The organism is Microbispora rosea, from assembly GCF_900156315.1.
Classification (GTDB): Bacteria; Actinomycetota; Actinomycetes; order Streptosporangiales; family Streptosporangiaceae; genus Microbispora; species Microbispora rosea.
Genome location: NZ_FTNI01000015.1, coordinates 150,974 through 173,407 on the forward strand (window position 1 = coordinate 150,974; position 22,434 = coordinate 173,407).

Below are 22,434 nucleotides of genomic sequence, written 5' to 3' on the forward strand. Positions count from 1 at the left end.
ATGGGGGAGATGGCAGTGCCCGAGCCGGACACCGCGGTGGTGATCCCGGCGAAGGACGAGGCCGACAGGATCGGCGCCACCGTGACCGCCGCCCTGAAGCTGCCCGGTGTGGATCTCGTGGTCGTGGTCGACGACGGCTCGTCCGACGAGACCGGCCGGGTGGCCAGGGCGGCGGGCGCCCGGGTCGTACGGCACAGCCGCAACCGGGGCAAGGCGGCGGCGATGGAGAGCGGCGCCGAGGCCGTGCGCCTCCTGGACGAGGACCATCCCCGGCACCTGCTGTTCCTCGACGCCGACCTGGGCGAGACGGCGGCGGCGGCGCTCCCGCTGATCACGCCGGTGCGCGACGGCGAGGCCGACATGACCATCGCGAAGTTCGCGACCAGGGTCAAGCTCGGCGGGCACGGCATCGTCGTACGGCTGGCCCGCGACGGCATCAAGAGGCTCACCGGCTGGGAGGCCACCCAGCCGCTCAACGGGCAGCGGTGTCTCACGCGGGAGGCCTTCGAGGCGGCCCGGCCGCTCGCCCACGGCTTCGGCGTCGAGACCGGCATGACCGTCGACCTGCTCAAGAAGGGCTTCCGGGTCGTCGAGGCCGAGGTCGAGATGTCGCACCGGGCGACCGGCACCGACTGGCGCTCCCAGTTGCACAGGGCCAAGCAGCTCCGCGACGTCGGCCTGGCCCTCGCCGCCCGTGACCCCTTGATGCCCCCGATCCGCCGCCACCTCCCCTGACCCCCGCCGTGATCTTGTAGAGATGCCGCAGGTGAGCGCCCGTCGGACGTGACCAGGGCAAGATCACGAAAGGGATAGCCCCTGGTCGACGCCGCCACTTGCGACAAAATCCAAGATCACGGCACGGGTGTGGTGGAATTTGCGGGTGGATTCGCGGGGGCGCGCTCGGATCGCCGCCCGGCTGGCCCCGGCCGCCGGCGGCCTTTCGATCGTCCTCACGATCACGATCGGGGTCCTCGGGCCGTCGGCGATGGTGCCCGGGCTGCCCGGACCGTCATGGCAGCCCCCCTACTCGCTTGATCTCGCGCCCGGCGGTCATCTCGTCGTCGCGCTGGCCGCCGCGGCGCTCGTCCTCGGCACGGCAGGCCTGGCCGCCGGCCTTGCGTACGCCGACCGGATGCCGCGGGCGCGCACGCTGGTCGTCGCCGGGTGCGCCGCCGCCGCGGTCCTCGCGTTCCTGCCGCCCTCCGGGTCGGCCGACCACCTCAACTACGCCGCGTACGGCCGGATGGCGGCCCTCGGCCACGACCCGTACCTGACGGTGCCCGCCGACCTTCCCGCCGATCCCGTCATCGGCCGGGTGGAGGAGTGGACCAGGACGCCCAGCGTGTACGGCCCGGTCGCGACGGCCGTGCAGGCGCTGGCGAGCCACGTCGGAGGCGACTCGGTCCGCCTGACGGTCTTCGTGATGGCCCTGGTCAACGCCGCCGCCTTCGTCGCCACCGGCCTGCTGCTCCACCGGGCCGCCGCCGGTGACCCCGTACGGCAGCGCCGCGCGGCCCTGCTGTGGACGGCCAACCCGCTGCTCGTCTACGAGCTCGTGGCCGGGATGCACCTCGACACCGTGGCGATCGCGTTCGTCGTGGCGGGGCTGGTCGCCCGCAGGGGGGTGCCGCTCGGTCTGGGGGTCGCGGTCAAGGCCACCGTGGGCCTGGTGGCGCTGGGCACGGCGTGGGAGCTGCGCAGGAGCCCCCGGCGGCTCGCCCTGGTCGCCGGGCTGGCGGCGCTGACCGTGGTCGTGGCCTATCTGCTCGCCGGGCCGCACTCGCTCGACCAACTGCTGAACGCCAGCAAGTCGGTCTCGCTCGCCACGCCGTGGAAGCTCGCGCAGAGGGCGCTGCAGGCGCTGTTCGGTTCCGGGGCCTACCGGGCCTGGATCCAGGCCGGGTCGCTGCTCCTGCTGGCCGCGCTCGCCGTCCTCCTCCTGCGCGGACGTCCCGTCACCGAGCGCGAGGGGCCGGTCGTCGCCCTGGCCGTCGCCGTGGCCTGGCTGTTCGCCACGCCGTACGCGCTGCCCTGGTATGACGGGCTGGGGTTCGCGCTGCTGGCCCTGGTCGCGTGGCCGGGCCTGGAGGCGTTCCTGGTCGCCCGGCTCGCCGTGCTCGCGTCCGCCTACCTCCCCGCGCGTCAGGCGGACCAGCCGGACGACCTGGGGTGGCTCGTCGACGTGGTCAGAGGCTGGGTGGCGCCGTCGCTCCTGCTGGCGCTGACGATCGCGCTGCTGTGGTGGGCGGCGCGGTCTGGAGCGCGTGTACGGACGCCGCCAGCGCCAGCGGCACCGCGACCGTCAGGGCCATCGCCGGAATCGCGATTCCCGAGTCGTTGATCAGGAACCCGGCGAACGCCGAGGTCAGCGCGCCGAACAGCCCGGCCCGCAGCTGCGGCGCCCGCTCGTAGGCCAGGCTCAGCGCGGGCGCGCCCCACCGGGACGGCCGGGCCAGCACGAGGAACAGGAACGCCAGCGCGACCAGCGACAGCAGCGTCAGCGGGAGGTTGCCCAGCGTGTGGAGCATCGCCCCGAGCTTGCGTCCGACGACCGAGCCGCCCTCGCCGCCGATGATCTGCTGGACGAACGCCCCGAGGTGGGTGCGCCGGTCGGCGGGGCGCAGCCAGTCGGCCACCGCGATCAGCGAGATGAGCACGACCCCCGCCACGGCGACCAGCCCGAGCCGGAGGACCGACACCCGCCTGCCCGTGACCATCAGCACGCACACCGCCACGCCGAGGACGAACGACGGCACCCCGCCGAAGTCCGCGCCCCACGTCGGCCAGCCGTCCCCGGCGATCGCGAGCAGGCCGTACGCCAGGCAGACGGCCACGGCGAGCCTCGGCCGGCGGCGCAGCGCGCAGGCGACGGCCGCCAGGAGCAGGATCGTGCCGGTCGAGTAGACGGCGAAGGCCATGTTGCCGAAGCCGTAGAACCTGCCGCCGGTCACGGGCTCGTAGCCGGCCACCGCGTTCACCTGCAGCCGCGAGCCCGTCACCACGTCGGCGAGGAGCGCGAGCGAGCTGATCCCGGCGACCACGGCGGGCGGCCCCAGCACGTGGCGGCGCCACGGCCCGGCGTACGCGAGCCCAGCCACCAGGACGGCGAAGCCCAGGATCGTGCCGAGCAGGGCGGGCATCGGGTGCGCGAAGCCCCACCACGGCACGAGCTGCGCCAGGAAGATCGACACCGGGAGTGCGCCGCTGACCGTCGCGACGACCCGCGTGGTCGTCGGCATCCGCCGATAGCGCCTGATCATGAGCGCGGCCAGGCCGTAGAAGAGCAGTTGCGCGGCGACCAGCGTGATGAAGAACGGCTCCCTGACCTCCCTCAGCACCTGGCTCGCCAGGTCGGCGTCGGCCAGCTCGGCCACCGAGGGCGCGTCGCCGCCCCCGGACCATGCCCTGCCGACCGCGCCCTCGGGAGTGGGGACGCCGAGCAGGTGCGTGACCGTCGTCGTGACGTCGGTGATCGTGACCAGCGCCCGCTGCCGGGTCGAGGCGGCGGTCAGCGACCCGTGCCCGTACGGCCCGCCGGAGGCGATCGCGACGTGCAGGTGGGCGATGGGCCCCTCGCCGCGGCCGGGGGAGTCCGACAGCCCCGCCACGAGCACGGCCGAACCGGCGGGCACTCTGGCGAGCACCTCGGCGACGGTCCTGTCGGCCGCGCTCACGGCCGCCCGCCGCGCCTGGCCGCCCCCGTCGCCGGCCGGGTCGCCGGCCCTGTCGTCGGCGGGGCCGTCGGTTTGGGTCCTGGTGATCTCCCCCGCCTCGGCGACCACGAGGGCGTACGGCGTGAGGTCGGGCAGTGCGGCGGGGGTCGCGGCGTACGTCGCGACCCTGCCGGACCGGTCGGCGGCGGCCAGGGCGGCCCCCGGGCCGATGGCGGCGATCTTCCCCCCGGCGGCGGTCACGGCGTCGGCGAGGAGCCCGAGCCGGGCCTTGAAGGGACTTGCCTGCTGCGCGGCGACCAGCTCTGACCAGTTCGGGATCGTCGCGCCGCCGGCGGCGGTGACGGGCTCCGGAAGGGGCGCGCAACCCGGGCCGGGAGCCTTGGCCCGCTGGCCCGCGGAGACCGTCAGCCAGCCGGCGGCCGGACAGGTGACCGGCAGACCCTCGGGAGGGACCGCCCTCGTGGACAGCGACGCGCTGGAGCCGCGGGCGGCCAGCCCCCACAGCGCGGGGGTCCGCCGCGGGTCGAGGTCGTCCCAGCGGAGGCCGGGCACCCCGATCACCACGACTCGGCCCGTCACCGCGGCGGCCTGCCGTGCGGCCGACGCGGGAGCGGCGGGCAGGACGAGGGCCGCCACGACGAGCACCAGGATCGACGCGAAGAACCCCGCCAGCCTGCCACGCACTGTTCCGTGCTCCCTCATGATCAATAACGGTGCGGACACGGTCCACGGTAGCCTGCCTGGTCATGACGACTGGCCGCATCGCCGGGGCCCGCCGGCCCGCCTGGGCGTGGGCGCTCGCCCTGGTGGCGCCGGCCGCCGCGGCGTCGCCGCTCATCGCCTACTGGCTGACCAATCCCGAGGACCAGCGTCTGGTGGACCTGGACGTCTACCGTACGGGCGGCTGGGCGCTGCTGCGGGGTCTGCCCGTCTACGACGTGATCACGCCCGCTCCCCAGCTGCTGCCGTTCACCTATCCGCCGGTGGCCGCGATGCTGGCGGTGCCGCTCGCCATGATGTCGTGGCCGGTCGCGCAGTGGGTGTGGACGGTCGCCCTGGTCGCCGTGCTCGCCGTGACGGTCCGGCACGCCTTCCGGGCCTTCCTGGACGGTGTGCGGGGCGCCTTGGCCGCTCCGCTGCTGTTCGCCGTGCTGTGCGCCGCGTGCACCTATCTCATGCCGATCAGAGACCAGTTCAGGTTCGGCCAGGTAGACCTGTTCCTCCTGGCGTTGTGCCTGCTCGACTGCGTGGTGCGCAGGCCGTGGTGGCCGCGCGGCATGCTGATCGGCATCGCCACGGCGGTGAAGCTGACCCCCGGGGTGTTCCTCGTCTACCTGGCGATCACCGCCTTCTCCGCCCGGGAGGGGGATGAAGGACAGCGCCGGGCCCTCTTCATGGCGGTGTTCACGGCGGCCCTGCTCACACTGCTGCCGTTCCTGGTGATCTTCGATGACGCCCGGGACTTCTGGTTCGGGGCGCTGCTCGACTCCGAGCGCCTCGGCGCGAACGCCGCCACCACCAACCAGTCGCTGCGCGGCATGCTGCTCAGGCTCTACCTGCCCGGCTGGCTGACCACGGTGCTCTGGCTCGCCGCCGTCGCCCTGATCGGCTGGTACGGCTTCCGCCGCGCCCGCCGGGCGTACCTGGACGGCGACGTGACGACGGCGGTGGCGCTCACCGGGCTGATGGCGGTGCTGCTTTCGCCGGTGGCCTGGATCCACCACATCGCCTGGGTCGTGGTCGTGCTCGCGGCCCTCGCCGGGTCCGGGCGCGACCGGGTACGGCTACTGGTCGCGGCGGGCGTGTGGCTCTACTACGTGCTGCCCATCCCGTGGTGGGGGGTGTCGCTCAAGGCGCTGGAGATCCCCCTGCTCAGCCCGGTCGCGGGCAAGATCGTGCAGAACGCCTTCGGCCTCGGCGCGATCGGCCTGGTCTGGCTCCTCGGGGAGTGGTTGCCCCGGCGGCGGGCCGCTGTCGCCGTTCCCGCTGCGGCCACTTGACCAATTCATTACGCTCGGTGCCGTGCTGGTTACCGTTGTGGAGATGGCCGCTGTGCTGGCGGGGGCGACAGGCGTGGCCGTCGGCCTGATCGCGCTGCGCGCCGCACGCCGTTCCGTGGGGGTGTGCCTGGACGCCCTGGACCGGCGGGCCGCCGTCGACGGCCCGGTGGACAGCAGGGCGATCCGCGACGTGGCGCTGTATCGATATGACGCGCTCGACGAGATGACCGGCAGGCTGTCGTTCTCGCTCGCGCTCATCAACGGCTTCGGCGACGGCGTCGTGCTGACGTCGATCAACGGACGCACCGAGACCCGCACGTACGCCCGTGCTGTACGCGGGGGGAAGGGGCTGCAGCCGCTGTCTCCGGAGGAGGAGCACGCCGTGCGCGCCGCCAGGCTCGGCATCGGGCCGGAGGTCGAGCCGCAACGCCTCCCCCACTGAGCAGCCGGGACGGCGGTTCGCGGGCGAAAGCCGGTCGGCGCAGGGGAGTCTCCGCACGCCTGCCATACCGACCTGCGGATACCCTTGGGGACATGTCGAAGCTCGCGTACCTGGGGCCTCAGGGCACCTTCTGTGAGGCAGCCCTGCGACTCCTGGAGCCGGATGCCGAGCGCCTGCCCTGCGCCAACGTCGGAGCCGCGCTCGACGCCGCCCGCGACGGCGAGGCGGACGGCGCGGTGGTCCCGCTGGAGAACTCGGTCGAAGGGGCGATCACGCAGACCCTCGACGAGCTGGCCGGGGGGAGGCCGCTCCACATCACCGGCGAGTGGCTGCTTCCGGTCGAGTTCTCCCTGCTGGTGCGGCCCGGCACCGAGCTGGCCCAGATCAAGCGGGTCATCACCCACCCGGCGGCGCACACCCAGTGCCGCGGGTTCATCGAGCGCGAGATGCCCGGCGCCGTGGTGATCGCGGCCTCGTCGACGGCCGCCGCCGCGCAGGAGGTCTCCTCGCCCGAGTCTCCGTACGACGCGGCGATCAGCCCGGCCATCGCCGGGGAGTACTACGGGCTCGACGAGATCGCCTCGGACATCGGCGACCGCTCCGACACCGTCACCCGGTTCATCAGGGTGAACCGTCCGGGGCAACTGCCCGCGCCCACCGGCGCCGATCGCACCTCGCTCGTGGCCTTCCTGCGCGACGACCACCCGGGCGCGCTGCTGGAGATGCTGAGCGAGTTCGCGGTGCGCGGGGTCAACCTGACCCGCATCGAGTCGCGCCCCACCGGCGACGGCATCGGCCGCTACTTCTTCCACTTCGACTTCGAGGGTCACATCGCCGACGCCCGGGTCGGCGAGGCCGTCTCCGGCCTCCACCGGCTCTGCGACGACCTGCGTTTCCTCGGCAGCTATCCGCGGGCCGACCGGGTTCCGACGCAGATCAAGGAGGGTACGGCCGACACGGACTTCGCCGAGGCCGCCGAATGGCTCGGAAAGATCCGCGCCGGGCTCGCTTGACGGGCGGGAGCCGCACCGGCTCCGGTAGCCTTTGAGCCGTGATTGACCTGCGAACCCTTCGTGAGGACCCTGACCGGCTCCGGGCGTCGCAGCGCGTCCGCGGCGAGGACGACTCGGTCGTGGAGACCCTGCTGTCGCTCGACGAGCGCCGCCGTGCCGCGCTCAACAACTTCGAGTCGCTGCGCGCCGAGCAGAAGAGCATCGGCAAGTCGGTGTCCCGCGCGTCCGGAGACGAGCGCCAGGCGCTGCTCGACCGGGCGAAGGAACTGGCCGCGCAGGTGAAGGCGGCCGAGACCGAGGCCGCCGCGCTGGCGAGCGAGCTTGACGAGCTGCTCATGACCGTCCCGAACTTCGTCGAGGAGGGCGCGCCCTCCGGCGGCGAGGACGACTACGTGGTGCTGGAGGAGGTCGGCGAGAAGCCGGTCTTCGACTTCGAGCCCCGCGACCACGTCGAGCTGGGCGAGCTGCTCGGCGCGATCGACACCGAGCGTGGGGCCAAGGTGTCCGGCGCCCGGTTCTTCTTCCTCAAGGGCGTCGGCGCGCGGCTGCAGCTCGGGCTGCTCAACATGGCGATCCAGCAGGCCGTCGAGGCCGGCTTCACGCCGATGATCACGCCCGTTCTGGTCAAGCCCGAGGCGATGGCCGGCACCGGCTTCCTCGGCGCCCACGCGAGCGAGGTCTACCGGCTGGAAGCCGACGACCTCTACCTGGTCGGCACCAGCGAGGTGCCGCTTGCGGCCTACCACTCCGACGAGATCCTCGACCGGGCGGCGCTGCCGATGCGGTACGCCGGCTGGTCGTCCTGCTTCCGGCGTGAGGCCGGGTCGTACGGCAAGGACACCCGGGGCATCATCCGCGTCCACCAGTTCGACAAGGTGGAGATGTTCTCCTACTGCCGTCCCGAGGACGCGCACGAGGAGCACCTGCGGCTCCTCGCCTGGGAGAGGGAGATGCTGGAGAAGGTCGAGGTCCCCTACCGCGTGATCGACGTGGCGGGCGGCGACCTCGGCTCGTCGGCGGCGCGCAAGTACGACTGCGAGGGCTGGGTGCCCACGCAGGGCCGCTACCGCGAGCTCACCTCGACCTCCAACTGCACCGACTTCCAGGCCCGCCGGCTGAAGGTGCGCTACCGGGACGAGGACGGCAAGCCGCAGCACGTGGCCACGCTCAACGGCACGCTGGCGACCACCCGCTGGATCGTGGCGATCCTGGAGAACCACCAGCAGGCCGACGGCTCGGTGGTCGTCCCCAAGGCGCTGCGGCCGTACGTGGGACTCGACGTTCTGGAACCGCTGTCGCGGTAGAAGACCCACGACTCAGATCGAGGACCTCCGGATGTGGTGCCGCCCACCGCGTCCGGGGGTCTTCGCGTCTCACGGTGACGTTCTGCGGCGGGTTCCGGGATAGCCACCCGCGTTGGTGGGGAATGCCTCCGTCGTCCACCGAAAGTGCAATCCGCACCTTTGACGGCAGGACCGTCAGATGTGATGTAAATCTCGTGGTTCGGAGGGCATCCGAGCGTCGAGAAGGCCTCTGTTCGTGAAACTTTCATGCGCTCGGCCTTCCGGGGGTCCGCCCCCCGGCTCACGGCCGGGCACCCCCGGACATGCGAAAGGCGGGGCTCGCAACCGCGAACCCCGCCTTCGTCAAGTCAGGTCAGATGCCCCGGACGTTCGACGCCTGCGGACCCTTCGGACCGGCGATGACCTCGAACTCGACCCGCTGGCCGTCCTCGAGGTTGCGGTAGCCGCTGCCCGTGATCGCGGAGAAGTGCACGAACACGTCGGGCTCGCCGCCGTCCGGTGCGATGAAGCCGAAGCCCTTCTCAGCGTTGAACCACTTGACGGTTCCCTGAGCCATTACTGCTCTCCCTAAGGAAGTGAATCTTGGGGACCACACCTCGTGGACCCCGGGTGTGTCGCACAGCTCCCCGGGTGGCTCATACAGTCAAACTGGTTTTCGCTACGGGAACAGCTAATACAACGCCTTCACATCTAACACTATGTAGCCCGTTGGTGTTCCACGTCCGGCGGAGATTTCTCGCCCTACGTGTGGCAGAGGGCATGGCACGGCATGTCTCGGTGCACACTGGAACCTGTCATGACCTGCCCCCGCCTCGTCGCCACGGACCTCGACGGCACCGCCCTGCGCACCGACGGATCGATCTCTCCACGCACCGCCGCCGCCTTCGCCCGGGTGGAGGAGTCCGGCGGCACTCTCGTCTTCGTGACCGGGCGGCCGCCCCGGTGGATGCACAGCGTCGCGGGAGCCGTACGGCACCGCGGGCTCGCGATCTGCGCGAACGGCGCGCTCGTCTACGACCTCCACACCGAGGAGATCGTCGAGTCGCACCTGATCGCGGCTGACGTGCTCGAAGAGTGCGTCGCCCGGCTGCGGCGGCACGTGCCCGGTCTCGCGTTCTCCGTCGAGTACGAGGGGGGCTTCGCGCACGAGCCCGACTACGCGCTGGGGCGCTGGGACGCCCGGGAGCTGTCCTACGGGCAGATGGTCGCCGTCGCGGCGCTGACGTCCCGGCCGTGCGCCAAGCTGCTCGCACAGCACCCCTCGATGGACCCCGACGAGTTGCACCGGGGCGTGCTGGAGATCGTCGGGGACATGGTGACTCCGACCCACTCCAGCGGGCGGGCGCTGATCGAGATGAGCGCGCGCGGTGTGACGAAGGCCACGGCGCTGGCCACGCTGGCCGAGGAGCGGGGGATCAAGCCCGGGGAGGTGGTCGCCTTCGGCGACATGCCGAACGACCTGCCGATGCTGATCTGGGCCGGCACGTCGTACGCCGTGGCGAACGCCCACCGCGACGTGCTGGCCGCCGTCGATCACGTGACGGCGGCCAACAACGACGACGGTGTGGCGGTCGTCCTCGAGACCCTGTTCTGAGCCGGCGGGGTATCGGGGGTTCTACAGGTAGGGGCCGCCCGCGCGGTGGCCCTGGTCGTCCTGCCCGGTCTGGGGCATGCCGCCGGGGAGTGCGCGGCGCATCTGCTCCAGCTGCGCCCGGGCGGCCATCTGCTGCGCGAACAGCGTGGTCTGGATGCCGTGGAACAGGCCCTCCAGCCAGCCGACGAGCTGGGCGTGCGCGACTCTCAGCTCCGCGTCGCTCGGCGGGGTCTCGTTCTCGTCGCTGAACGGCAGGGACAGCCGTTCCAGCTCCGCGACCAGTTCGGGGGCGAGGCCCTCCTCCAGCTCCTTGATGGAGCTCTGGTGGATGTCCTTGAGCCGCTTGCGGCTGGCCTCGTCGAGGGGAGCCGCCCGCACCTCCTCCAACAGCTGGCGGATCATGCTGCCGATCCGCATGACCTTGGCGGGCTGCTCCACCAGGTCGGCGACGGACCGCTCCTCGTGCTCGCCATTACCGTTGCCGCCGGAGACCGAAAGGCCCTGCGGACCCACGACCACGATCTGCGGCGTGCTCTCGTCTGCGTTCATCGATCGCTTACAACTCCTGATTCGCCGGGGCACACCGTGCTCACCCCTTCAACTTAACTCACCTGACCAGCAGCAGCTTTCCGATGTGTTCACCCTCCTCTAGCATCTGGTGGGCGAGGGCGGCCTGGTCGAGGGGGATCCGTTCGTGCACCACGGGCCGTACGGCTCCGGCGGCGACGAGCGGCCACACGTTGTCCACCACGCCCCGGCAGATCACGCCCTTGTCGTCCACCGGACGGTTGCGCAGCGCGGTCGCCTGGACCGAGGCCCGCTTGGCGAGCAGCGTGCCGAGGTCGAGCTCGCCCTTCGCGCCGCCCTGCATGCCGATGACGACCAGGCGGCCGCCGGTGGCGAGGGCGCGCAGGTTCCCGGGCAGGTACTTCGCGCCGATGATGTCGAGGATCACGTCGGCCTGCCCCTCGAACCGCTCGGCGAAGTCCTCGTCGCGGTAGTTGACGCCCTCGTCCGCGCCGAGCTCGCGGCAGCGCGCGAGCTTGTCCGCGGAGCCGGCCGTCACGAGTACGCGGGAGCCGTACGCCTTGGCGATCTGGACGGCCATGGTGCCGATGCCGCTCGCGCCGCCGTGGACGAGCAGGGTCTCGCCCTTTCGCAGGCGGGCGGTCATGAAGACGTTCGACCACACCGTGCAGGCGACCTCGGGGAGGCCGGCGGCCTCGTCCAGCGCGACGCCCTCCGGCACCGGCATCACCTGCTGCCAGGGCACCGCCACCCGTTCGGCGTACCCGCCGCCGGCCAGCAGGGCGCAGACGCGGTCGCCGGGCGCGAGATGGGGGACGTTCTCGCCGACTTCGACGATCGTGCCGGAGCATTCGAGTCCCGGGATCTCGGAGGCCCCGGGCGGCGGCGGGTAGAAGCCGCGGCGCTGGAGCAGGTCCGCCCGGTTGACGGCCGAGGCGGCGACGTCGATGAGCACCCCACCTGCGCCGGGACGCGGGTCGGGCACTTCCTTCCAGGCCAAAACCTCAGGTCCGCCGGGTTCGGAAATCACGATCGCACGCATGTGACCTAAAGTAGCGTGGCGGAGAACTCGGCGGTTGCCCGCATTCACCGTATTACGTGGCGCTAATCTGCAATGTGTTTGCTACCCCATTAGCCCAGCCCGAGGGGGTACACGGTGGCGAGACATGATCGTGAGGATCCGCATTCTCTCGAGGACCAGCTGGCATGGCTTGACGCGATCAAGGAAATGCCCGACGAGGTGGAGATAGCGGTCAGCGCGGTTACCTCCGCCACGCTCGCGTCTCCACAGCCGCCACCGCCCGCGGACCCCGAGCTCGCCTCGCCGTACCCGGCCGACCCCTGGAGCCTCGTCCCGGCCGAGCCCGCGTCCGGCGGCCTGCTCCGCGGCGCGGCCGACGGCGCGACCGGCTCCGCGTACGGCACCTCGGTGCAGGAGGACGCGCAGACATCCGAGGCGTCGTCCACGGGTCCCGTCCGCGATCCCCTCTTCGATCCCGACTATTCGGGGCGTTTTGGGCGTGAAAGCGGCAAAAAGTCCGGTTTTGGGGCTGGCTATGGCGCCGACTCGACCTACGGCGACACGAACTTCCGCGACACGACGGCCTTCGGCGACTCGAGCTTCGGCGATACGAGCTTCGGTGACTCGGGTTACGGTGACTCGGGTTTCGGCGACACGACGAACTTGAGTGACACGGCGGCCTTCCTGACCAGGCCCTCGTCCTCGCCTGCGTCCTCGTCCTCGTCCTCGTCCTCGCCTGTGGATCCGCGTGAGGACGCGCCGGCCGAGTCGCCCACCGCGAGCACCGCGTTCGGCACGCCGCCGGAGACGAGGAGCGAGGAGCCCGCCACCTCGACGGGGCCGGTGAACGCCCCGTCGTTCGGCTCGTCGTTCGGTAGTGGGGCGGCGTCGGAGTCGTCCTCCGAGCGGACGCCGGACCGTACTGCCGAGCCGTCGTTCCCGGGGTCTTCCGACGCCTCTTCCGGCTCGGGATCGGAGTCCTCCGAGGACACCTCGAACGCGACGCAGGAGACGCCGGGCGACGACCAGGCCTCAACGGACGACGACGGCCACCCCGCCCCGCAGCCGGGCGGGCTGAGCGGTCCCTCGTCCTTCACCACCCCCCTGTTCGGTGACGCCTTCCCCGGCTCCCCTGCGGACACCGACGCGTACAAGAACCTCGGCGCGTTCTCCGGCAGCGAGTCGGCCACGCCCTTCGTCTCCCCGGCGTCCGGCACGTCGTCCACCAAGGAGTCGCTGCGGGGCTGGCTGGAGCCCGCTGTGCCGGTGCCGGCCGCCCAGCAGGAACCTGCCGTCCCCGACGAGCCGGAGGAGCCGCCCGCGCCACCGGAGATCCCGTCTCCGTTCGCCACCCCACGGGCCGAGGCCGTGCCGGACTTCGCGGACGACCGTTTCACCGGCTCCCTGCGGGACGACTTGGCCGCCGAGGAGCGGAAGCCGTACGAGCCGGGTCCGGTCGCGGCGCCGACGCCCCCGCCCCCACCCGCGCCGTCGCCTCAGCCCGCACCGCCACCGGTGCCGTCGCTGGCGCCTCAACCCGCGCCCGAGCGCGCCTCGGCGCCGAGCCCCGCACCGGCCGAGGCGCCGGCCGTGGAACGGGACGCGGTGGCGGAACGGGAGGCGTACCAGCCCCCGCGCCGGCCGGCTCCCGCCTCCGCCTTCAGCTCGCCCGCGCGTACGACGGGGAAGTCGGCGGGGTCGAAGCCGACCGCCGACAGCCTCGATCCGGTCACCCTGCTGAGGGGCCGGCGGAACGCTCCCTCGACAGGCTGGCGGCGGCTGATCTACAAGGCGTCCGCCGGGATAATCAAACCGGGTGAGGCCCCGGAGGTGCGGCGGCGTCGTGAACTCGTGCAGCGCGCCCGCACGCCCGTCGCCACCGGTCACCACCGGGTCGCCGTGCTCAGCCTCAAGGGCGGGGTGGGCAAGACCACGACGACCGTCGGGCTCGGCGCCACGCTCGCGCAGGTGCGCGGCGACCGTGTCATCGCGGTCGACGCCAACCCCGACCGTGGAACGCTTTCCGACAAGGTCGAGCTGGAGACTTCGGCCACCGTACGGGACCTGCTGAACGAGCGCGCGCAGATCAAGCGGTACGTAGACATCCGGGCCTTCACCTCGCAGACCCCCTCGCGGCTGGAGATCCTGGCGTCGGACCGCGACCCATCGGTGTCGGAGGCGTTCAGCGCCAAGGACTACCACGCGGTGGCGAATGTGCTGGAGAACTTCTACTCCATCTGCATCACCGACTGCGGTACCGGTCTCCTGCACTCCGCCATGTCGGGTGTGCTCGGCATGGCCGACCAGATCGTGCTGGTCAGCTCGCCGTCCGTAGACGGCGCCCGGGCGGCCTCGGCCACACTGGACTGGCTGGAGGCGCACCACTACGGCGACCTCGTCCGGGCCGCCACCGTGGTGCTCTGCAGCGTACGGCCGCGGTCGAAGTCCACGGTGGACCTCGACAAGCTGGAGGCCCACTTTGCCGCCCGCTGCCGCACTGTGGTCCGCGTGCCGTACGACGCCCACCTGGAGGAGGGTGCGGAGATCGACCTGGACCGCCTCCAGCAGGCCACCAGGGACGCCTACCTTCGTCTGGCGGCGTCCGTGGGCGACGGCTTCGCCGGGCCGCAGGCGCTGGCCGCGCCCAGGTTCTCGGAGATCCCGGACCACCTGTGACTGAGCGCGGAGCGAGGATGATCTCTTTCACGGTCGCGGTCGTGTACCGGAGAGTGAGAGACTAGGCTGCTGCGTGGCGTTCCAGCATGGGGCGCCGGGGAGAGCTCGCCTAGTGGACGATGGCGGCGGTCTTGAAAACCGCTAGGCCGGGTGACCGGTCTCGTGGGTTCGAATCCCACGCTCTCCGCTCGACCAGCCAAAACGGCGTCTGACCAGCGGTTTCGCTCGGTTCAGACGCCGTTGATCGTTCCGGCTATGCGCAGCCGTACGCCACCCTGAGCAGCCCTCAGCCGCTGTCCGCGGGATATACGCAAAATGATCCTGTTGGTGTTTCCGCACGTCATGGGTGTCGCAGGCCGGGGCAGCGCTAATCCGCCCACAGGCCTCCCCAGCTACCGCCTCCCAGACGGGAGCCTCGCCTGACACCCCCGGCAACTGCACTCATCGGGTCAAGACGTTGCGCTCAGTGCCCTGTCCGAACGGACTGGTGGATTCTATGTCGATCCGGTCGCCGCCCGCGCTGACCTTCACGGCCGTCGCGGCGGCCCACTTGGACACGCAGTTTTGGCCGTTCTGGCCGTGGATCCAGAGAACCTCCGTGCCCGCGTAGTTGGGGTCGGCTCCGCGAATGCGCAGGGTGAGATCTCCGGTACGGAACACGCAGCGCGATATCGGCTCGCCCACATCGGCGCGCGTGTAGCCATCCCATCCTCCACGGACCGGGCGCAGCTCGAAGCTCCCGCTACCCCACTTCCACGTCCCGCTCAGGTCCCTGCCGGTCACCTGGAGGCGGGCGGGGGCGCGACGGTCCTGGCTGCGGCCCGTGGCGACGATCTCGAAATCGCCGGGTGTGCCGGGCGCGGTCGCCTCAAGGGAGGCGCCGCCGGCCTGCGCGGCGACGGTGCCGAGTGAGGCACCGTCGAGGGTGAACGTGACCGGCTCGCCATCGTCGAACCCGCGCGCCGAAACCGTGAGCTTCTGACCGGCGGCGACGCTGGGCGGCGACAGCGTAAGTGTGATGACCGATACGGTTCCATGCGCGGACCGTCCGGAGACGCTACCCGTCGCGGTGATCGTGTACGACCCGGGAGCGGTTCCCGGCGTGATGTCGCGCGCGGCCGCGCCCTGGGCGTCGGCGGTCGTGGTCGCTGGCTGCCCGGATCCAGCGGGACCCGACCAGACGAACGCCACGGGCTCGCCCGGCGAGAAGCCGGTAGCTCGCGCGGTCACCGCCTGCCCGGCGGAAACGGAGCTCGCGGAGAGCTTCAGCCCGGCGTCGGGGGGCGGCCTTTGTGGGCTGGGCGTGACCGTTTCCGGTGAGCGCGGTGGCGAAGGCGAAGGCGGGGGTGAAGGTGAGGACGGACGCGTCGTGACCGGCTGACCGGTGTCGGAAAGGGGCGGCACGACCGGCTGACTGGGGTTGTAGATGGTCGGCGTGACATAGGCTGCAGGGCTGGAACTCGGATGCGTTGTCGCGACGCTTACCCCGATTACCCCCAGGGTCGCCACCGTCGCGGCGGTGACCACCGCGATGGCGATCGACTGGACGCTGACGATACCGGCTCCCGTCTTACCGCCGAGCGTACCGATGGCGACACCCGCCCCTGCGCCGCCGACTGTGAAACCGGCCGCCAGACCGAGGGCACGTTTCCTGGTGTTCTCCTCACTCTGGAAATAGGCCAGGTCATCAGCCGCACCGACCCGCGCGGCGGCCTGCGCGCCAAGGTGCAGCACTCGACCCCACGCGCCCCACCGCAGCGACCGGCCGAGCGCCGCCGCCACTGTGCGGGCCAAGATCCGCGCTGGGTCGTACGCTTCCCGTGCCATCGCCAGCTCGAGAACACCTATTACCGCCGGGGCGCTCCCGACGATCTGCCCGCGCGTGGCGGTGGCGGCCCAGGCGGCCAGGTTGGAGGCGTACACGGCGGCATCGAACTGCTCGTGCGCGCTGTCATCGGACCGAACGACGGCACCGCCCGAGTGGTCCACCAGCCGGAGCCGCGTCAGCGTGGCGATCGCGCCGCCCGCGGACGCGATCCCGGCCAGGGCCGCGAGCAGCCCCGGCGTCACTGGTCGGCCGGGCAGTGCGCCGAGCACCCGGTAGACGGCCAGCGCGTCCAGGTCCAGCGAAGCCGCCAGGACCGAACGGGGATCGGCACCGATCTCACCCGTCAGCGCGAGCACGGCAGCCGCTTGGAGCAGCAGCCGAGGGTGCCCGCCTGAGTGGCGGCACAGATCGCGGGCGGCCACTGCCTGCGCGGGCGTCAGCGGAATCCCGGCCTGGTGGGTGACCAGGGCCATCGCGGCCACTTCCGGCAGACCGCGCAGTTCAAGGTAGTAGCTGTCCTCAACCAAACCTCGTGCGGACGACCCGATCAGCAGGCTGCTCGCGGGTGTCGCGTCGAGCAAGGCGGCCAGGTCGCTGGGAGGACCATCGAAGTCGTCAACCACGATCAGCGCCCGGACCATGCCCATCAGCCGTCGCAGCCGCATCGGCGAGGGCCGATGGTCGGGGCTGTCGTAGCAGACCTCAAACAGCTCCTGCACGAGATCCTCGGCCGGTCGCCCTGCGCCGGACAGGAACACCACCTCGTCACCGGCCGCGCGCCGGTCGGCGGCGATCCGGCGCAACAGCGCCGACTTGCCGATACCGGGCACCCCGTGCACCTGCACCAACGCGCCCGGCGTACGCAACCACCTGTCGATCTGCGCCAGTTCGCCGTCGCGCCCCCACAGCACACCCGCAAGCAGCGGATCGGAAGGGGCAGGGCGCCGCGCTACGTCCGGCACAGACCCGCCCGGCTCGACCCGTGAGGCCCGGTCGGCGTAATAGGTGACGACGTTGCCGTCGCCGACAATCACCACACCGTAGACGTCGCCCCCGATGTCCACCTGGTGCCCCATTTAAAGCCCTCTCGATCAAGGCTTATGTATCACCCGAAATGTCGCGTTATTGTTCGACCCCGCGATGATCTGGCCCGAAACGTTGCCGCCGACGTGTATGTTTATCGAGCCCGTGTCTCCGAGTCCGGCCACGAGTGCCTCGATTTCGGCCACGCTTTCCGGGTAGTTCTCCAGTAGCGCCTGAATCCGACCCTGAAGGTGTCCGGCCATGACCGACGCTGGAATCGCCTCAGCGCGGACCGCCCCCGCCGCCTCGTCGAGTTCGTCTAGCTCACGCTGCTCCTGGTCCTGGTCGCCACGGCTGAGCAGCCGAGCCACCTTTGCCCGCACACCCGCCCACCCGTCGGTGACCATAGCCTGAACGAGCGCCTGACCCGCGGTGGCGGCCAATGCCATCGCCGCAATATCCACGGTAGGTCCTCCTTGGTATGACTACTACGTAGAACATACGGGTCCACGAAAGGCCCCGATAGAGGGCTATCCCTGTATTAGTTATGCGGCACCGAGAGAACAAAGCTGAAGAAATGAATCAGGACGAGACTCTCGGTGGCGCAGGCGGACGCAGCCACGGGGAATGCAGCAACATCATGAGCTGGCCCAGTCGCTGGAACACCGCTCCGGTCACCAGGCCACGAGCCGGGCCATGATCGGCCGATGGCGGCAGGGGTGTGGTCGAACCGCTCGCGCCGCTGGGCGCTGCGGGTGCCTTTCGTAGCATTCCAGTCTCCGCGTCCAAGGACGCCATAGGGTGCCCGGCCTTGGGCTTCAGGGCGTCGATGACGATCCGGCCGCCGAGCTGGAGAACCGTCTGTGCGACCTTGGCGTGCCCGGTTGCCAGGTCCAGATCATCCCGTCACAGACCGCACGGGTCACCACAGCGTAGGCCCCGCAGCAGCACGATCCAGTACAGCTGGACGCGGCCGGTCATCTTCGGCCGCGTCCAAGAATGTCCGCACCTGCCCGGGTGGAATTCAGCGCCAGGACGACGACGAGGAAACGGTCAGCAAGGAGAAAAAGCCTCCACCCCTCGTCGATCGATAGAGCCGTGCGTGTCCTGCTCATATGGGTGTCGTATTGGGAAGGCCGATCTATGCGTCGTCCGCACCCCTCCCCTGCTGTTCAGGCCGTTGAGATCGGCCTTGTCGGCCGTCACGGCTCCCTTTCCGTGGGAGTTGTTGAAGACCGCCTTAGCGTCGGTCGGTTGTCAGGTGGGTGGCTGCGGGGGTGGGAGGTGCAGGAGGCGGGCGGCCCAGGACAGGGCGGCGGTGAGGCGGCGCCGGCGTTGGTCGAACAGGGCCGGATCGGCGTCGCGCGCCGGGGTGAGCAGGGGTTGTTGCCCGGCGATCAGCGCGGCGTGGCCTGTGGCATGCGGTCCCTGGCCGGTGTCCGGTGCGGGGCCGCCTTCGGCGTGCAGGGCGACGAGCCAGAGGTGGTGGTCGAGCCAGGGGTCGCCGATCGCCGCCGACGCCCAGTCGGCCAGCACCAGGCGGCCGTCGTGGCACCAGAGGTTCGCCGCGCGTACGTCGCGGTGGATCAGGCTGTCCCCCTCGATGGGTGCCCCGGCGGCCGCGGCATGGAGCGTGTCCAGGTGTTCGGCCAGCCACCGGCGTGAACATACGTTCATGCGCAGCAGGCGGGCCGGGTCGGTGGCGATGGCTTCCCAGGGGTTGGACGCCTCCCGCAATACCGGCACGCCGGACGGTGCGGGCAGCGTGTGCACCTCGTGGAGCAGCTCCTGAGCGGCTGCGACCAGGGGTGCGGTCCAATCGCGGACCCAGTGGTCGGGCTCCAGCATTTCCAGTACGAGCATCGGCAGGGGCTCACGGGGGCTCGCCAGCAGCCGCGGCAGGAACGGGCGGTCGCCCAGCGCCTCGTACACCGCCGACTCCACACCGAATTCGGCGCGGTCGGCAGGCGCGGCGGCCTTGATGAACACGGAACCGCCACCGGCACGGTCGGCGATTCGCGTCACGGACCTGCTGTGCCCGCCCGTCACCGGTCGCAGATTCGTGATCTCGCAGCCGAGCGCCTGGCCGGCCGAGGTGGCGATGTCGGCGTCGGTCGCCGGCCCGGTGGTCACGGGCCGGCCGGACACGCGCGACAGCAGCAGTTCGACCACCGGTTCGTTGGCGCGGCGGACCGCCTGCCTGCTGCCTGGGTCCGGTCGGCCGAGCGACTCGGTGACCAGGCGCCATATCAGGGCGCGCAGCAACAGCTGGTCGATGTCGTCCTCGCCGTCCAGTTCGTCGAGGATGCTCGGCGGTGCGGCGGACCAGGCCAGCAGGTCCACGGCAGCGACCGCCAAGGCGTAGCCCGCCGGCCGCCAGCTCGGTGAGAAGTCGATGACCGCCGGCGGCTGCCCAGCCGCGAACAACACGTTGCCCGCGATGTCACAGTGCACGAGCTGGCTGGGTAACCGTACCGGCCGAGTGGCGGCCCGCAGGCCCTCCACCAGATCCGACAGTTCCGGCGCCAGCTCGACCTCGGCCTGGTCCCATGCCACTCGTTCGGCCACCGCCCAGCGGTTTCTGCCGCGTCCCAGCCAGCCCGGGGCGGGGACATCGGCGAGGGCCGCGTGGAACGCCCGGCCGGCCGCGACGAGGTCCGGCCACCGCGCCACGGGATCCGGCTCGCCCTCGACAGTGGTCCACGCCGCCCACCCGCCGGCAACCCACGAGCCGTCAGCCGCGCGCACGGGCAGGGGCACCCGGAAACCCGGACCGTGCAGATCGGCGAACACCTCGGCGAGCCACGACGCCACCGCCGGCTGCGGGGCGGGTTTGAGCACCAGTTCGCCCGCCTGCCAGCAGGTGCCGTGCCCTCCGGGCAACAACCGCGCGGGACCGGATGCGACTCCGAAAGCCGCGCGCACCTCCACCGGCAGATCATCGGACACCCCGCCACCCTCCACACGGGCCCGCGCCGGTGTCAATCGAAATACCGCCTCCCTGCCGGGCCCCTCGACTCGGCGGACCCGCCGCAGGTGCGTAGGTTGCTGCACCGGTCGGTCAGCTTTCATGAGCACAAGGAGTACGCCCCATGACTCACACCCGAAGAATCGCCCTGCTCGGCGGCGGCTTCTCCGACGACCCCGACACTCTGCTGGACGACTTTGTCCTCGCGACAACGGGAAAGGAGCGGCCGAAGGTCTGCTTCGTTCCGACGGCCAGCGGAGACTCGGCGGGATACGTCGACCGCTTTTACGCCGCCTTCTCCTCCCTGGACTGCGTGCCCACCCACCTCTCACTGTTCCGCCGCGAGCACCGCGACCTGCGCGCCCTGATCCTGTCGCAGGACGTGGTGTACGTCGGGGGAGGCAACACCGCCAACCTGATCGCGGTCTGGCGCCTGCACGGACTGGACGAGGTTCTGCGCGAGGCGTACGAGGCCGGAGTGCTGCTCTGCGGAATCAGCGCGGGCGCGGCCTGCTGGTTCGACGCCTGCCTCACCGACTCGTTCGGCCCGATGAGCCCTCTCCTGGACGGTCTGGGACTGATCGACGGAAGCTTCTGCCCCCACTACGACGCGGAGGCCGAGCGGCGGCCCGCCTTCCTGAGCGCGGTGGCCGACGGCACCCTGCCCGGCGGCTGGGCCCTCGACGACGGCGCGGCCGCCCTCTTCACGGACGGAGTCCTCACCGAAGCCGTCTCACGGGTGCCCGGCGCCGCTGTCCACCGGGTCACCGCCACCGCCCACGGCACGGCCATGGAGACCGCCTCGCCGGTCCGGCTGCTGACTCCGGCCGGCGCGTGATGGATGAACCATAGGTCCTGGTCGGCGGGTTCCGGCCGCCGTGTCCGCCCGTGAAGATCGGACGTCCCCCGGTCAGCGTTCCTTGTCGAAGAGCCGGAAGAACCGCTGGGCCGCGTCCGCGTCACCGCTCAACTGCACGTCGCCGGCGTCGGCCGCCGCGGCCACCGTGAGGCCGGTGAAGATCAGGGCCCGCAGCGTACGGACATCGGCGCGCACCGTCGCATGCACCTCCGACTGTCCGCCGCGGACCACGGTCACCCCGGACGGCGTGGCGGTGACCTCGAACGCGTCGACGCCCACGACCAGCCGGACCGTCAGCGCCGGGGTCTCCGGGGCGGGCGGCCGGTAGAAGACCTTGAGAAGCAGCATGAACGCGTCGGTGCTCATCTCGGCGCCGTCCAGTGTCGCCCGGCCCGCACCCCAGCGGGCCAGCTCGATCAGCACCGGTTCGAGGGCCCGGCCGCTGTCGGTCAGCTCGTAGGCCCAGGCGCTGACCGGCGGCCCGAACTCCACCCGGCGGACCACCCCTTCGTCCTCCAGCTCGCGCAGGCGCTGGCTGAGCACGTTCTGGCTGGCGTTGGGGAGGGCGTTGCGCAGGTCGCGAAACCTCTTCGGGCCGAAGACCAGCTCCCGCACGACGTGCAGGGCCCACCGCTCGCCGACGACGTCGAGCGCCAGGGCGGTGCCGCATCCGTCTCCATAGCTTCGCTGTGACACAGGCCAACTTTACTTCAGGACCGATCGGTCCTACTTTAGGAGCAGTAGGTGCGAAGTTAGGAGTAATGATGGATGCGCTGCTCGCCCGCGTCATGGAGACCCACGGCGGACTCGAACGCTGGAAGAACCTGTCGACCCTCACCGCGCGGATCACCTCCGGCGGTCCCTTCTGGGAGTTCAAGGGGCATGCCGACTTCGCCGGCGACGACGTGGTGGAGGTGAGCCTCCAGAAGGAGCGCGTCGTCCATCGCCGGCCCGCGACCGGCCGTACGGTCGTGTACGACCGCGAGTCGGACCGGGTGACCGTCACCGGCCCGGACGGCGAGGTGCTGGCCGATCTGCCCGAGCCGCGGTCCACCTTCGACGGCTACACGCAGGACACGCCGTGGAACCTGGGCCAGATCGCGTACTTCCGCGGCTATGCCGTCTGGCATTACCTCGTCGAGCCGTACGTCTTCACCTGGCCGGGGGTCGAGGCGCACGAGGTGGAGCCGTGGACCGAAAACGGGGAGAAGTGGCGGGTGCTGAGCGTCACCTATCCGCCGTCGATCCACACGCACAACGCGACCCAGCTGTACTACTACGACGACTCCGGGCTGTTGCGACGGATGGACTACCAGCCCGACGTGAACGGCGGGACGGAGGTGGCGCACTACATCCGGGCGCATGAGGTGGTGGACGGCATTCCCGTCCCGGTCAAGCGGCACATCCACCGGCGCAACGAGGACGGCACGCCGGACATCTCCTGGGCTCCCATCACCGTCGACATCTCGAACATCACGATCAGCTGAGGGAGCCGTCCCGGGGC

Annotated in this window: 17 protein-coding genes and 1 tRNA gene; 11 read left to right on the forward strand and 7 right to left on the reverse strand. The window is 71.2% G+C overall.

The genetic code is table 11. The features are described 5' to 3' along the window. The 6 genes from BXA11_RS21720 to serS all read left to right on the forward strand — a co-directional run bounded on the left by BXA11_RS21720 (nucleotide 1) and on the right by serS (nucleotide 8,433). A complete protein-coding gene (locus tag BXA11_RS21720) occupies nucleotides 1-735 on the forward strand; it encodes a glycosyltransferase (RefSeq protein WP_076437246.1) in 735 nt (244 codons plus the stop codon). A 145-nt stretch (nucleotides 736-880) separates the two neighbouring features. Further along, entirely contained in the window at nucleotides 881-2,341 is a 1,461-nt protein-coding gene (gene mptB / locus BXA11_RS45770) for a polyprenol phosphomannose-dependent alpha 1,6 mannosyltransferase MptB (protein ID WP_373320610.1), read from the forward strand. A 2,079-nt stretch (nucleotides 2,342-4,420) separates the two neighbouring features. Next, nucleotides 4,421-5,674 carry a glycosyltransferase 87 family protein gene (locus BXA11_RS21730; RefSeq protein WP_076437251.1) on the forward strand — a complete coding sequence of 418 codons (1,254 nt, stop codon included), beginning with the start codon at nucleotides 4,421-4,423 and terminating at the stop codon, nucleotides 5,672-5,674. A 22-nt stretch (nucleotides 5,675-5,696) separates the two neighbouring features. After that, the gene (locus BXA11_RS21735) at nucleotides 5,697-6,116 is read left to right on the forward strand and encodes a DUF4446 family protein (RefSeq protein WP_030511003.1); all 420 of its coding nucleotides are present in this window, start codon (nucleotides 5,697-5,699) and stop codon (nucleotides 6,114-6,116) included. A gap of 92 nt (nucleotides 6,117-6,208) precedes the next feature. Beyond that, nucleotides 6,209-7,129 (forward strand): prephenate dehydratase, encoded by a 921-nt coding sequence (gene pheA / locus BXA11_RS21740; protein WP_076437253.1) that lies wholly within the window; start codon nucleotides 6,209-6,211, stop codon nucleotides 7,127-7,129. A gap of 38 nt (nucleotides 7,130-7,167) precedes the next feature. Next, entirely contained in the window at nucleotides 7,168-8,433 is a 1,266-nt protein-coding gene (gene serS, locus BXA11_RS21745; RefSeq protein WP_030511001.1) for a serine--tRNA ligase, read from the forward strand. A 352-nt stretch (nucleotides 8,434-8,785) separates the two neighbouring features. On the opposite strand, the gene BXA11_RS21750 is transcribed toward serS, so the two are convergent. Further along, nucleotides 8,786-8,989, reverse strand: a complete 204-nt coding sequence (locus tag BXA11_RS21750) for a cold-shock protein (protein ID WP_030511000.1) — start codon at nucleotides 8,987-8,989, stop codon at nucleotides 8,786-8,788. A gap of 240 nt (nucleotides 8,990-9,229) precedes the next feature. On the opposite strand from BXA11_RS21750, the gene BXA11_RS21755 reads away from it, so the two are divergent. Then, nucleotides 9,230-10,027 (forward strand): Cof-type HAD-IIB family hydrolase, encoded by a 798-nt coding sequence (locus BXA11_RS21755; RefSeq protein WP_076437255.1) that lies wholly within the window; start codon nucleotides 9,230-9,232, stop codon nucleotides 10,025-10,027. Between the two features lie 21 nt (nucleotides 10,028-10,048). Here BXA11_RS21755 and BXA11_RS21760 read toward each other — a convergent pair whose 3' ends face one another. Next, nucleotides 10,049-10,576, reverse strand: a complete 528-nt coding sequence (locus tag BXA11_RS21760) for a bacterial proteasome activator family protein (RefSeq protein WP_030510998.1) — start codon at nucleotides 10,574-10,576, stop codon at nucleotides 10,049-10,051. Between the two features lie 58 nt (nucleotides 10,577-10,634). Beyond that, the gene (locus tag BXA11_RS21765) at nucleotides 10,635-11,597 is read right to left on the reverse strand and encodes an NAD(P)H-quinone oxidoreductase (protein WP_076437258.1); all 963 of its coding nucleotides are present in this window, start codon (nucleotides 11,595-11,597) and stop codon (nucleotides 10,635-10,637) included. A gap of 186 nt (nucleotides 11,598-11,783) precedes the next feature. On the opposite strand from BXA11_RS21765, the gene BXA11_RS41450 reads away from it, so the two are divergent. Next, nucleotides 11,784-14,252: a MinD/ParA family ATP-binding protein gene (locus BXA11_RS41450; protein ID WP_083744452.1), complete on the forward strand. Its 2,469-nt coding sequence runs from the start codon at nucleotides 11,784-11,786 to the stop codon at nucleotides 14,250-14,252. 98 nt (nucleotides 14,253-14,350) lie between these two features. Further along, a tRNA-Ser gene (locus tag BXA11_RS21775) sits at nucleotides 14,351-14,439 on the forward strand. 254 nt (nucleotides 14,440-14,693) lie between these two features. Here the strand turns inward: BXA11_RS21775 and BXA11_RS21780 are convergent. From BXA11_RS21780 to BXA11_RS21790, 3 genes are all read right to left on the reverse strand, one after another. Continuing rightward, nucleotides 14,694-17,144 carry a P-loop NTPase family protein gene (locus tag BXA11_RS21780; protein WP_143734431.1) on the reverse strand — a complete coding sequence of 817 codons (2,451 nt, stop codon included), beginning with the start codon at nucleotides 17,142-17,144 and terminating at the stop codon, nucleotides 14,694-14,696. 27 nt (nucleotides 17,145-17,171) lie between these two features. Next, a complete protein-coding gene (locus BXA11_RS21785; RefSeq protein WP_076437263.1) occupies nucleotides 17,172-17,567 on the reverse strand; it encodes a hypothetical protein in 396 nt (131 codons plus the stop codon). Nucleotides 17,568-18,360: 793 nt separating this feature from the next. Beyond that, nucleotides 18,361-20,052 carry a hypothetical protein gene (locus BXA11_RS21790; protein ID WP_143734432.1) on the reverse strand — a complete coding sequence of 564 codons (1,692 nt, stop codon included), beginning with the start codon at nucleotides 20,050-20,052 and terminating at the stop codon, nucleotides 18,361-18,363. A gap of 143 nt (nucleotides 20,053-20,195) precedes the next feature. Between BXA11_RS21790 and BXA11_RS21795 the strand changes: the two genes are divergently transcribed. Continuing rightward, nucleotides 20,196-20,909 carry a Type 1 glutamine amidotransferase-like domain-containing protein gene (locus BXA11_RS21795; protein WP_076437268.1) on the forward strand — a complete coding sequence of 238 codons (714 nt, stop codon included), beginning with the start codon at nucleotides 20,196-20,198 and terminating at the stop codon, nucleotides 20,907-20,909. Nucleotides 20,910-20,981: 72 nt separating this feature from the next. On the opposite strand, the gene BXA11_RS21800 is transcribed toward BXA11_RS21795, so the two are convergent. Beyond that, nucleotides 20,982-21,626, reverse strand: a complete 645-nt coding sequence (locus BXA11_RS21800; RefSeq protein ID WP_076437270.1) for a winged helix-turn-helix transcriptional regulator — start codon at nucleotides 21,624-21,626, stop codon at nucleotides 20,982-20,984. Nucleotides 21,627-21,694: 68 nt separating this feature from the next. Between BXA11_RS21800 and BXA11_RS21805 the strand changes: the two genes are divergently transcribed. Next, the gene (locus tag BXA11_RS21805) at nucleotides 21,695-22,417 is read left to right on the forward strand and encodes a hypothetical protein (RefSeq protein WP_076437352.1); all 723 of its coding nucleotides are present in this window, start codon (nucleotides 21,695-21,697) and stop codon (nucleotides 22,415-22,417) included. Nucleotides 22,418-22,434 lie beyond the last annotated feature (17 nt).